Genomic DNA, 12,215 nt, shown 5'->3' with positions numbered 1-12,215 from the left:
GCTTCAAACCATCGTCGGCAAAGGCTTTTTTCGGAGCCCGACGGAGGAAGCCCAAGGATGGTCGACAGGTGTCTCCGGGGGGAGGGACCGTCGACGGTGTTGCGCCGACGCAAAGCCACATAAGAAAGGCCCGACAAAGGCCAAGACTCGAGGACGACACACACATGAGCACTGCACGTGCGCAAGCCATGGGGCTTGAGACCGCGGCCATTCCGCTTCAGCCCGCCTCGTATGACATCTGGGACAAGAAGTACCGTCTGAAGGCCAAGACGGGCGAGCCCGTGGACGGCTCCGTCGACGAGACCTACAAGCGCGTGGCGCGCGCGCTCTCCGACGTGGAAGCCACCGACGAGCTGCGCAGCCACTGGTTCGAGCGTTTCCTCTGGGCCCTGCGCCGCGGTGCGATCCCCGCCGGCCGCATCACGTCCAACGCCGGCGCGCTGGAACACAAGCCCGCCACCTCCACGATCAACTGCACCGTGTCGGGCACCATCCACGACTCGATGGACGACATCCTCGAGAAGGTGCACGAGGCGGGCCTCACGCTGAAGGCCGGCTGCGGCATCGGCTACGAGTTCTCGACGCTGCGCCCGCGCGGCGCGTACGTGTCCGGCGCCGGCGCCCACACGTCGGGCCCGCTGTCGTTCATGGATATCTACGACAAGATGTGCTTCACCGTCTCGTCCGCCGGCGGTCGCCGCGGCGCGCAGATGGGCACCTTCGACATCGCGCATCCGGACGCCAAGGAATTCATCCGCGCCAAGCGCGAGGACGGCCGCCTGCGCCAGTTCAACCTGTCGCTGCTGATCACCGACGGCTTCATGGACGCCGTGGAAAACGACGAGGACTGGCCGACCGTCTTCCCGATCCACGTTAAGGAACAGGGCGAGATCGACCTGACCGACGCTTCCAAGGTCGTCTGGCGCGAGTGGCCCACGCGGGAAAATTACGTCACCCGCGAAGACGGCCTGGTGGCCTGCAAGATCTACGGCCACATCCGCGCCCGCCACCTGTGGGACATGATCATGGTCTCGACGTATGACTACGCCGAGCCCGGTTTCATCCTCATCGACCGCGTCAACGAGATGAACAACAACTGGTGGTGCGAGCACATCCGCGCCACCAACCCCTGCGGCGAGCAGCCCCTGCCGCCGTATGGCTCGTGCCTGCTGGGCTCGGTGAACCTCACCACCTTCGTGCGCGACCCGTTCGGCCCGAAGGCCCGCTTCGAGTGGGACGAGTACCGCGAAGTGGTGCGCGTGTTCACCCGCATGCTCGACAACGTCGTGGAGATCAACGGCCTGCCGCTGCCGCAGCAGCGCGAGGAGATCCTCTCCAAGCGTCGCCACGGCATGGGCTTCCTCGGCCTGGGTTCCACCCTCACCATGCTGAAGATGCGCTACGGCGCCGCCGAAGCCGTGGCCTTCACCGAGGAAGTGTCCCGCGAGATGGCCGTGGCCGGCTGGGAAGTGGCCCTCGAGCTCGCCAAGGAAAAGGGCCCGGCGCCCGTCCTGTCGCGTGAGTACGAAGTCACCGGCGACATGCTGCGCAAGCGCCCGGAGATGGTGAAGGACGGCTGGAAGGTCGGCCAGGCCATCAAGGGCAGCGTGCTGCACGCCAAGTACTCGCGCTACATGCAGCGCGTGGCCGAGGTGGCCCCGAACCTGGTCGCCGCCCTGGCCGAGACCGGCGCGCGCTTCACCCACCACTCGTCCATCGCGCCCACCGGCACCATTTCACTGAGCCTGGCCAACAATGCCTCCAACGGCATCGAGCCCAGCTTCGCGCACCACTACTCGCGCAACGTGATCCGCGAGGGCAAGAAGTCGAAGGAGAAGGTCGAGGTCTTCAGCTACGAGCTGCTGGCCTACCGCGCCCTCATCAACGGCGACGCCCTGCCGTTCTCCGACGACCCGAAGACCCGCCTGCCGGAGTACTTCGTCTCGGCCGACGACATCAGCCCGAAGGAGCACGTGGACATCCAGGCCGCGTCGCAGAAGTGGATCGACTCCTCCATCTCCAAGACAGCCAACGTCCCCACGGACTACCCGTACGAAGACTTCAAGGACATCTATTTCTACGCGTACAAGCAGGGTCTGAAGGGGTGCACCACCTTCCGTTTCAACCCGGCCGCGTTCCAGGGTGTGCTGGTCAAGGAAACCGATCTCGAGAACACCCTCTATCGCTTCGAATTGGAAGACGGTAGCGTTGTCGAACTGAAGGGTAACGACGAGGTCGAGTACGACGGTGAAATGCACACCGCCGCGAACCTCTTCGATGCCTTGAAGGAAGGCTACTACGGCAAGTTCTGACCCCGCGGAGAGGGAAAAAGTATGTCGATCGAGAACGAGACCATCGAGGGCGAACTGCCCTCGACCGATACCAATGATTCAGACACCACGCCGGACACCGACGCCACCACGGCCGACGTGACCCCGGCGCCGGCGGTCGCCAAGAAGGTCGTCAAGCGCAAGCCTGTCGCCCGCAAGGTGATCGACCCGATGCCTGCACCGGGCGCCAACGCTCCGGTGGAAGACGAGACCAGCAAGCCCGCCATGCGCACCACGCGCGCGGTGAAGGCGCCGAAGAAGGCTGCTGCACAGAGCAGCGGTTCCGCTGAGTCGACCGAGACCACGGCCATGCCGGCGGCCCCGGCGGCGAAGAAGGCTGCCAAGCGTGCACCGGCGAAGAAGGCCGCTGCCGCGAAGAAGGGCACGGCGAAGACCGCCGTCGCCAAGAAGGGTGCCGCCAAGAAGGCTTCGGCCAAGAAGGCGACTGCGAAGAAGGCGACCGCCAAGAAGTCGGCTGCCAAGAAGGCCGTCGGCAAGAAGGCTGCCGTGAAGAAGACGGCTGCCAAGAAGGCCGCGACGAAGAAGGTCGCCGGCAAGAAGGCGGCTGCCAAGAAGTCCGTCGCCAAGAAGTCGGCTGTGAAGAAGGCTTCGGCCAAGAAGGTCGCGTCGAAGAAGTCGGCTGCAAAGAAGGCGACGCGCAAGTCGGCCGTCAAGAAGTCGGCTGGCCGCAAGGTCGCCGCGAAGAAGGTCGCCCGCAAGGGCGCGGCGAAGAAGACCAGCGCTCGCAAGGGTGCCGGCCGCGTCGCGAAGAAGGTCGCTCGCAAGAGCGCCGGTCGCGTCGCCGCGAAGAAGGCTACCCGCAAGTCCGCGGGCCGCGTTGCTACGAAGAAGACGGCCCGCAAGGCCGCCGGCAAGACGACCGCCCGCAAGGCGGTTGGTAAGAAAACCGCCTCCAAGGCGGCAAAGAGGTCCACTGCCAGCAAGACCGGCCGTACGTCGGCGCGCAAGTCCGCCGGCCGTGGCCGTCGCAAGTAAGTAGTACCCCATCCGGCCCGGCGTCCGCGCCGGGCCGGATATCCAAGAGAGAAGAGTCATGGCGATCAAGATCGAAAAGAAGATCAAGGGCTACAACGTCGTTAAGCCCGAGGACAAGGCCGCAGCGGCCCCCGCCCCCGCGCCGGTGAAAGACACCGCGCCCGTGGCCGAGGTCATCCAGATGCACGAAAGCCTGGAGCGCCCGGAGACCCTCGTCGGCAACACGTACAAGATCAAGTCGCCGCTCTTCGAGCACGCGCTGTACGTGACCATCAACGACATCGTCCTGAACGCCGGCACCCCGCACGAACAGCGCCGTCCCTTCGAGCTCTTCATCAACTCGAAGAACATGGACCACTTCCAGTGGATCGTGGCGCTCACCCGCATCCTGTCCGCCGTCTTCCGCAAGGGTGGCGACGTGACCTTCATCGTCGAAGAGCTCAAGGCCGTCTTCGACCCCCGCGGCGGCTACTTCAAGGCCGGCGGCATCTACATGCCCAGCATCGTCGCCGAGATCGGCGGCGTGATCGAACAGCACATGAAGTCGATCGGGCTGATCCACGATCCCGAAATGAGCGACGCGACGCGCCAGCTGATTGCTGAGAAGCGCGCGGCTTATGAGAAGGCTGCTGCGAAGCCTGCTGCTTCGACGCCCGCCAGCTCCAGCTCGGTGGGAGCCGACCCTGTCGGTGATAGCCAGAGTGCCTCGAGCTCCACGAATGCCTCAGGCTTCCCGCCTGGCGCTACGCTTTGCGTGAAGTGCAATACGCAGGCGTTGGTGCTGATGGATGGGTGCCAGACTTGTTTGAATTGTGGGTATTCGAAGTGCGGGTGAGAGCAGGCCGCGCAAGTTATTTACTGCCCCCAGCGCAGAGGCAGGATCAAGACACCGGACTGTTGCTCCTCAGCCAGTGATAAGTGTGCGCCGGATGTGGGCCAGGTCACCGGCAACTGCCGCGAGTTAAGTGCGCCATTCAAGCCGATTCGCGCCAGTCGTCACTGTGAAGTCGGTTCACCGGCGCCCTAAGCTATGCGAATGCCCATTTCATCCTTCGCAATCAGGCGCTCCGGCACCTCCAGCACCAGACTTTGGCGCCGATGATAAAGATGATGAATTAGGCTTTCGACAATTCGCGCCCTCGGGGAACGTCGAACTGCAGCGGGAAATCATCGCGAGATTTCAGCATTCGATTCGGGTGCTAGCCGTCGAAGACTTCCAGCGCAGATACGATCTGGTTGCCGATGGCATAGCCGGTCCGCTCACCATGGCCACCTTGCAGCACGCGATAGAGACCGAGCTGCGGTCCATCGGACAGCCGGATGCCCCCTACCTCCGGTCGGAGCAATCCACCGAGTCGCTCTCGGCGTATCGAACGCTGTCACCCGAGCCCGTAGCCTCTCCCGTCATGCCGGTGCTTCGTCTGGACGACCCCGCCCATCCCGACAACGGTCTTTACCAAGAGGCGCAGGCGTATGTGCACAATCTGGACCGCCAGTATGCGAAAGAGCCTGACCAGTACAGCGACAATTTGAGCGCCGCTCTGGTAGTCGCCGCTCGGTCCGAGGGGCTTTGCCGTATTGACGGTATCGAACTAACCAAGAACGCCTCGCACCTGTCCGCTGTCCAGTCGTCGCTCGGCGAGCCGGACAAGCGCGCCGAGGTTCCCATCATGGCGTCTTTGAACCTGCCGATGGAACGCAGTTCCGATCGATGGCCTGATGCCATGCAGGCGTATGAGATGCTCGAGGAGGCTTCGCGTGAGCAGGTCCGTGTGCAGCCCATCGCTGCGATGCCTGAGGTGTCGACGAACAGGTACGCCGACCCTGTGGCAGCCGGGCATGGTCGAAAGGATCCACGTCATCCGGAGAGCGCGAACCACGAGCTCTACAACGAGCTTCAGCGTAGGGTCCCCGATGCCTCGGAAGATCGTCTTCTCCAGTTCACGGCGGCCTGTCATGAAAGCCAGATCACGGCGGACAACTTAGTCGAAGCCCGACTGGACGAGGACAGGGGCACACTCACGTTCATTGGCACCGGGCCGCTCACCAGGCCCGCCCGGATCGATCTGGACAGCGCGCCGCCTTATCCCGAACAGGCCATTGCCCAGATCCAGCAAAACGACCAGCAGCAGGCACAGGTCATGGAAGAGGTTCGGATGCAGCAGGCTCAGATGAGCATGGGGCATTCGCGGTGATCTTCGGCCTTTGCACGGGGGTCTTAATCCTGCTCGTGCGACAGCTCGAGACGGTTCGCGAGCCGCGCCTAGGAATCCTTCAGATCAGCAGTTCGACCCGGCAGTACGCCTTAACAATCAACGTTGCTATATTCCCCACAACCAACGGGAGATACGCCTTTGTCCACGCCAAACACTTCCTGGACCGCGCCGGTCGAGAAGGCGGGGACATCGTGCTGGTGCCGGACGCTTCCGTAACCCGGCCACGCTGAGCTCGCCTCTCGATGCGAATGCCCGTCACGGGCAACTTCCCATGAGAGACACACATGATCATCCAAGCCAACGCGGCCGATTTCGCCGCGCTCCTTAGCTCGCGTGCTCCACGCGGCCTCCGACTCGTTCCCGACAGCGTCATCGCTCCTCTGGAGGTGTTGCAGATGCTGGGCGACCTTGCAGCCCGGATAGCCCTCTCGTTCGAACCCTCCGCCTGGCTAGTGGTGGAGAACGACGAAGTGGTGGGGTTGTGTTCCGCGGTGCGCGTACCGACCGATGGTGAACTTCACATCGGGTATGGCGTGGCGCCGTCCCGGCAGGGCGGTGGCGCGGCCACGGGTGCGATCGCTTCGCTGGTCGCATGGGCGCGAATGGACAGGCGCGTCGAGCGGATCACGGCGAATACCGCCGTGGATAACATCCCCTCGCAGAAGGTACTGGAGCGGAATTGCTTCGGGCGTATCGGCAATGACATAGATCCCGATGACGGCCCGGTTATCTGCTGGGAGCTTCGCCTGACGTAACGAGGTGGCAAGTGTCGGGGCAGCCCGGCACTTGCCGCTTGCGCCGAGGCTCGTACCTGTTACTACATCCCCGCTGCATCAAGCATCGGATTACCGCTCTTTCCTGGAACGCCACCGGACTTGTACGCTTTGAGTAGCAACCCATTCTTGCCGAACTCAAAGACGGTACTTTCACTGACATTAGGTGCGAACGGCATCGCCGTGATACGGGTATATGGATAAGTCCAAACCTCGTTGCCCAGTACTTCCGACTTTTGCGGCGGATGACCCAGTACCGCAATCACGTCCTCACGGCGTGTCTTCCCTGTCTTGAACGACTTCAAAGTCTCCTGCGTGACCTCGGCCCCTGATGTTGCATCCAGCTTCGACATCACACTGCAGCCACTGATCATCAGGGTGACCGCCGCGGCGACGGCAACCATGTTGGACTTCTTCACGACGACTCCTTGTGTGGAAAGCGTGGCGGTCCGACCGGATCGCCACAAAACGGTGGACGTTATCAGCCACCGTTACGAGTCATCAATGGAAGAAATGCCCAAAATAAGGGCGATGTTACGAGGCTCCCCGATCCTCCGAAAGAAGATCCTCCATCCTCACCGGCAACCGCCGAATACGACGCCCCGTGGCGTGGTAAACGGCGTTGGCGATCGCCGCGTTCACCCCCACGATGCCGATCTCGCCGATGCCCTTGATGCCGAGCGCATTCGTCGCCTGGTCGTCTTCGGGGAGCATGATGACTTCCACGCGGCCTACGTCGGCGTTGACGGGGATGTGGTATTCCGAGAGGTTGTCGTTGGTGTAGCGTGCCACGCGCTCGTCGACGTCCGTCTTCTCGAGCAGCCCCGCGCCGATGCCCCAGACCAGGCCGCCCATGAACTGGCTGTACGCGGTGAGCGGGTTGACGATGCGTCCGCAGGCGAAGACGCCGAGCATGCGTTCGATGCGAATTTCGCGCGTGCGGCGGTGCACGCGTACTTCGACGAACTGCGCGCCGAAGGAGTACGACGTCACGTCCTTCCTCCCGTGGCCGCGTTCGATGGACATTTGGCCGGAATGAAGCTTCTTCATGGCATCGTCGGGCAGCGATGCCGGGGTGTGCTCCGCATACGCTTCCATGGAGCCACTACGGATCAACTGGTCGCATGCCTTTCGCACCGCATGGCTGATCGTGGCCGTGTGGCTGGAACCCGCCGCGAGTCCCGCCGGTGGCAGGTCGGTGTCGCCCATCTCCACGGACACACGCGACGGATCGATGCCGAGCGCCTCGCCGGCGATCATGGCGACGACGGTGTATGCGCCCGTGCCGATGTCGTGCCCTGCGATCTGCACGCGCACGCTGCCGTCTGACTGCCGCGTCACGCGCGCCGCGGCGGGTGCGATATTCGCGGGGTAGGCGGCCGCGGCGCAGCCAAAACCATGCTCCCATTCCGCGTCGCCCATGGAACCCGGCCGCGGGTCGCGCGCGTTCCAACGAAAATGCTGCGCCCCCTGCTCGAAACAGGCCATGAGCTGCCGACCGGACCAGGGAAGCCCCGACACCGGGTCCGCCGTCGGTTCGTTGCGCCGGCGCAACTCGATGGGGTCGAGGCCCAGCTTCTCTGCAAGTTCGTCCATGGCGCACTCCAGCGCGAACATGTACGGCGTCTCGGGCGGTGCGCGCATGAAGCCTGGCGTGTTCCGGTCCGTGTGCACCACGTTTACCCGCGTGCGGATGTTCGGGCACGCATACATGCGTGCGGTGGTCTCGGTGCCGGAAACGTTGTAGTCGCTCGGCCGGCTGGTGAGTTCCCAGCCTTCATGGCATAGGCTGACCAGGCGCCCGTCCGCGTCAGCGGCAAGCCGCATGTGGTGTCGTGTCGGCGCGCGATAAGTGACGATGGTGAAGCCCTGGCCGCGTGTCGGCACCAGTTTCACCGCACGGCCAAGTCGATGGGCGGCGATCGCGACCCACGCCGTGCGTGCCGTGGCGCCACCCTTGCTGCCGAACGCGCCGCCGATGAAGCGCGATAACACCCTGACTTGCGCCTGGTCGATGCCGAGTTGCTTCGCCACTGACGCGCGCAGGCCGTACACGAACTGGCTCGGCTCCCAGATGGTGAGCGTGTCGCCGTCCCAGGCGCAGGTGGTGGTAAACAATTCGATGGGATTGTGGTGTTGGGTCGGCGTTTCGTACCACGCGTCGATGGTCGCGGTGGCGCGGGAGAATCCGCTGTCGATGTCACCGACGTCGGCGTCCTTGTGCTCGCTCGGTTGGCGGGGCATGTACCCCGCGCCAGGGCTGTCGAAGCTCGCCGACGGTGCTTCGACGTCGTACACCACGATCACCTTTCGTGCCGCTTCACGCGCGGCCCCGTACGTGTCGGCCACCACCATGGCGACGATCTGGCCGTCGTGCCAGACACGGTCGCTCTCCATCGTGGTGGTGCTGCCACCGGCGCCTTGCGGCGGAGGCGGCGTCGCTTCCGATCCCACGTTCTCGTGCGTCAGCACGTCGCGTACCCCATCGACGGCGAGGGCTTGCGTCGTATCGACACGGGTGACCTTCCCCCGGGCGATGCGGCTCGTCACCAAATAGGCATAGGCCGCATTCTCGACGGGCTCGTCCGAGGGATAACGGGCGGCCCCCGTAACCTTCGCCAGCCCGTCGATACGCACTTGGCCGTTCGTTGACAGGTTCATGCGCCGTGCCGCTCCGCTGCCTGCAGGAGCGCGCGCACCAGGGTGCGGCGTCCCAGTTCGGGTTTGCGCGCGCGGTCCCCATCGGCATGTGCTTTGGAGAATGCGAGGCGCGCCGCCTTGGTGGCGGACTCTTCGTCGAGATGTCGTCCCTCCAGCCAATGTTCGGCGTCGCGCGCACGCCACGGTCGTGTGGCCATGCCGCCGATGCCGATACCCACACTTCGCACGGTTACGTCGTCATCGAGATCGAGGGCCACGGCTGCCGAGGCCAGCGCGAAATCGTAGGATGCCCGGTCGCGCACTTTTACATACACGGAGCGGCGGGCACGCGCGCTGGCGGGAACGAGGAAACGTACGATCAGTTCGCCGGGACGAAGCCAGGTTTCCACATGTGGCGTGTCGCCGGGCAGACGATGCAGTTCCGCGACGGGAAGGGTTCGCGTCATGCCTTCGGCATCGACGGTTTCCAGTTCGGCGTCGAGCGCCACCAAGGCGATGGCCAGGTCGCCTGGATAGTTGGCGATGCAGTGCTCGCTGGTACCCAATACGGCGAGGCGCCGGTCGTTACCGCCGATCGCGGCGCAACCGCTGCCGGGGGTGCGCTTGTTGCACGCGAGCCAGCGAACGTCGCGGAAGTACGGGCAGCGCGTGCGTTGCAATACGTTGCCGCCCATCGTGGCCATGTTGCGCAATTGCGGGCTCGCCGCCAGCAGCAGCGACTCGGCCAGGGCCGGGTAGTCGCGTGCGACGTCGGCATGCGCGGCCACGTCGGCCATCGTCGCGAGGGCGCCGATGGTGAGACCGGCGTCGGAGGCGTCGATCTCGCGCAGTCCCTCGATGGCGTCGAGCGGCACGAGGCGGGCCGGTCGCATCACGTCGATCTTCATCAGGTCGAGGACCGTGGTGCCACCCGCGAGGAACTCCACGGGCGCCGTGGCGGATGGCACCTCGTCGCCGGGATAACGCCCTCGCTGCAGGATGTCCTGCAGGGTGCCGGCCTGCTCGAGTACGAAGGGACGCATGCGTCAGGCCCCTGCCGCTTTCCGCGTCGCGTCCGCCGCACCGAGCACGGCCTCCACGATGCGCGGGTACGCGCCGCAGCGGCACAGGTTGCCGCTCATGAATTCCTTGACGTCGTCCTCGTTCGACGCGTGGCCTTCCAGCACGCAGGCCACCGCGCTCACGATCTGCCCCGGTGTGCAGTAACCGCACTGGAATGCGTCGCAGTCGAGGAAGGCACGCTGCATGGGATGCAGCTCGCCGCCGCGCGCCAGCCCTTCGATGGTGGTGACCTCGCCCCGGACGGTCGCCGCGAGCACCAGGCACGAGAGCACGCGGCGACCGTCGATCAGCACGGTGCAGGCACCACACTGGCCTTGATCGCATCCCTTCTTGGTACCGGTAAGGCCCAGCGACTCCCGCAGCGCGTCCAGCAGGGTGGTGCGGTTGTCCAGCGAGAGAGACTCGCGCCGGCCGTTCACTGAGAGCAGGACATCCATCGCATGGCCCCGGCAGAAAGTCCGAACCTAGCCATGGCCCGGTGCAGGCTGCGTTCCCCGGGTGCGAGAAGACTGTAGATTTTCCTGAATGGCCTTACGGGGCGCGGCTTGGACATGGTTGCCACGGGCGCAACACCCCGCACACCCGGATTCGCCTAGTCAGCGCCTGGCGGGGCCTCTAGATTCACGGGTAGCCAGCCACGCCAGCCCGGAGCCCGCCATGACCGACGATTCCGCCACCCTCGGTCCGGACCTTGCGCAGGGTGTCGATGCCGCGGCCATTCCCGACGACGGGGTCTTTCCCGGGCACGTGGACGGTGAGGCCGTCATGCTCGCCCGGACCAGCGCCGGCCTCGTCGCCATGGCGGCCACGTGCAGTCACTACAGCGGCCCGCTTCACGAGGGCCTGCGCGTAGGCGATGCGATCCATTGTCCCTGGCACCACGCCTGTTTCGACCTGCGTACCGGCCGGGCCACCCGGGCGCCCGCATTGGCGCCTGTCGCGTGCTGGCGAGTGGAGGAGGTGGACGGGAAGGTGTTCGTTCGCGAGCGCATGGAGACGCCGACGCCCTCCTGCCCGGAGCCGCGCGGTGACTCGCGCATGGTCATCGTCGGTGGTGGCGCGGCGGGATTCGCGGCCGCGCAGCGCCTGCGATCCCTCGGTTTCGGCGGCACGATCACCGTGCTCAGCGCGGACGCGAGCGCGCCTTACGATCGCCCGAATGTCTCCAAGGATTACCTCGCCGGCACCGCGGAGCCCGAGTGGATGCCGTTGAAGGACGAGTCCGTCTACAAGGACCTCGGCATCGATGTGCGGCTGGAGACACGCGTGACGGCCATCGACGCGAAGGCGCGCACGGTCACCCTTGCGTCGGGCGAGACCCTTCCGTACGAAAAGCTGCTCCTTGCCACAGGCGCCGAGCCGATCAAACCTTCCGCGCCGGGTTTCGACGGACCGCACGTGCACACCCTGCGTACGATGAAGGACGCCGATCGTGTCCTGGCCGACCTCGGCCCGTCCGAGGTCGTCGCCGTGATCGGTAGCAGTTTCATCGGGATGGAAGTCGCCGCGTCATTGCGCAACCGCGATCTCATCGTGCACGTCATCGGGCCGGAGCCAGTGCCGCTGGCGAGCAAGCTCGGGCCGCAGATCGGGGCGCTGATCAAGGTGCTGCACGAGACCAACGGCGTCCACTTCCACCTTGGCCGGCGCGCACTGGCCTACCAGGATGGCGGTGTGCTGCTGGATGACGGCAGCGTGGTCGCGGCGTCCCGCGTTGTGCTCGGCATCGGCGTGAGCCCGCGTCTGGAGCTTGCCCAAAGCGCCGGACTGGAGGTCGACCGTGGGGTGCTCGTGGACGCCTCCATGCGCAGCTCCGACCCCGCCATTTTCGCCGCCGGCGACATCGCGCGTTTCCCGGGTGCGTCGGGCGAGTCGATGCGCATCGAGCACTGGGTGGTCGCCGAACGGCAGGGGCAGGTGGCCGCGGCCGCGATGCTGGGCGAGGCGGATGCGTATGAAGAGGCACCGTTCTTCTGGAGCGTCCATTACGACGTGACGATCCGCTATGTCGGCCATGCCGAGTCGTGGGACGCGATCGAAGAGATCGGCTCCGTGGCGGCGCGGGACGCGGAGGTGCGTTATGTGAAGGACGGGAAGGTGGTCGCCGTTGCAACGATCGGCCGTGACCTGGACTCGTTGAGGGCGGCGGAGAGGGTGCCGTTCTTGCGGTAGTGCCC

The 12,215-nt window shown here is 65.1% G+C and carries 9 protein-coding genes and 1 pseudogene; 6 read left to right on the top strand and 4 right to left on the bottom strand.

Going from position 1 to position 12,215, the window contains the following annotated elements:
* Positions 1–164 precede the first annotated feature (164 nt).
* The 5 genes from ACQKIE_RS16945 (at position 165) to ACQKIE_RS16925 (ending at position 6,297) form a co-directional block, all read left to right on the top strand.
* Complete coding sequence (locus ACQKIE_RS16945) at positions 165–2,312, top strand: adenosylcobalamin-dependent ribonucleoside-diphosphate reductase (RefSeq protein ID WP_427461271.1); 2,148 nt, start codon at positions 165–167, stop codon at positions 2,310–2,312.
* Positions 2,313–2,333: 21 nt separating this feature from the next.
* Positions 2,334–3,326: a hypothetical protein gene (locus ACQKIE_RS16940; protein WP_427461269.1), complete on the top strand. Its 993-nt coding sequence runs from the start codon at positions 2,334–2,336 to the stop codon at positions 3,324–3,326.
* Between the two features lie 58 nt (positions 3,327–3,384).
* Entirely contained in the window at positions 3,385–4,161 is a 777-nt protein-coding gene (locus tag ACQKIE_RS16935; RefSeq protein ID WP_427461267.1) for an NrdJb, read from the top strand.
* A gap of 130 nt (positions 4,162–4,291) precedes the next feature.
* Positions 4,292–5,521, top strand: a complete 1,230-nt coding sequence (locus ACQKIE_RS16930; RefSeq protein ID WP_427461265.1) for an XVIPCD domain-containing protein — start codon at positions 4,292–4,294, stop codon at positions 5,519–5,521.
* A 305-nt stretch (positions 5,522–5,826) separates the two neighbouring features.
* Complete coding sequence (locus ACQKIE_RS16925; RefSeq protein WP_427461263.1) at positions 5,827–6,297, top strand: GNAT family N-acetyltransferase; 471 nt, start codon at positions 5,827–5,829, stop codon at positions 6,295–6,297.
* A gap of 62 nt (positions 6,298–6,359) precedes the next feature.
* On the opposite strand, the gene ACQKIE_RS16920 is transcribed toward ACQKIE_RS16925, so the two are convergent.
* The 4 genes and pseudogenes from ACQKIE_RS16920 to ACQKIE_RS16905 form a co-directional block, all read right to left on the bottom strand.
* A complete protein-coding gene (locus ACQKIE_RS16920) occupies positions 6,360–6,734 on the bottom strand; it encodes an outer membrane protein assembly factor BamE (protein ID WP_427461261.1) in 375 nt (124 codons plus the stop codon).
* A gap of 115 nt (positions 6,735–6,849) precedes the next feature.
* Entirely contained in the window at positions 6,850–8,976 is a 2,127-nt protein-coding gene (locus ACQKIE_RS16915) for a xanthine dehydrogenase family protein molybdopterin-binding subunit (protein ID WP_427461258.1), read from the bottom strand.
* A complete protein-coding gene (locus tag ACQKIE_RS16910; RefSeq protein ID WP_427461256.1) occupies positions 8,973–9,998 on the bottom strand; it encodes an FAD binding domain-containing protein in 1,026 nt (341 codons plus the stop codon). Before ACQKIE_RS16910 ends, ACQKIE_RS16915 begins: the two co-directional genes overlap by 4 nt.
* Positions 9,999–10,001: 3 nt before the next feature.
* A pseudogene (locus ACQKIE_RS16905) lies at positions 10,002–10,469 on the bottom strand ((2Fe-2S)-binding protein); the annotation flags it as partial.
* 226 nt (positions 10,470–10,695) lie between these two features.
* Between ACQKIE_RS16905 and ACQKIE_RS16900 the strand changes: the two are divergent.
* On the top strand, positions 10,696–12,210 hold the full coding sequence (locus ACQKIE_RS16900) for an FAD-dependent oxidoreductase (RefSeq protein ID WP_427461254.1): 1,515 nt from the start codon (positions 10,696–10,698) through the stop codon (positions 12,208–12,210).
* Positions 12,211–12,215 lie beyond the last annotated feature (5 nt).

Origin of the sequence: Luteibacter sp. NPDC031894 (genome assembly GCF_050273135.1) — a bacterium.
Classification (GTDB): Bacteria; Pseudomonadota; Gammaproteobacteria; order Xanthomonadales; family Rhodanobacteraceae; genus Luteibacter.
Note: the sequence above shows the minus strand (reverse complement) of the source record. Positions and strands in the feature narration are given on the sequence as shown.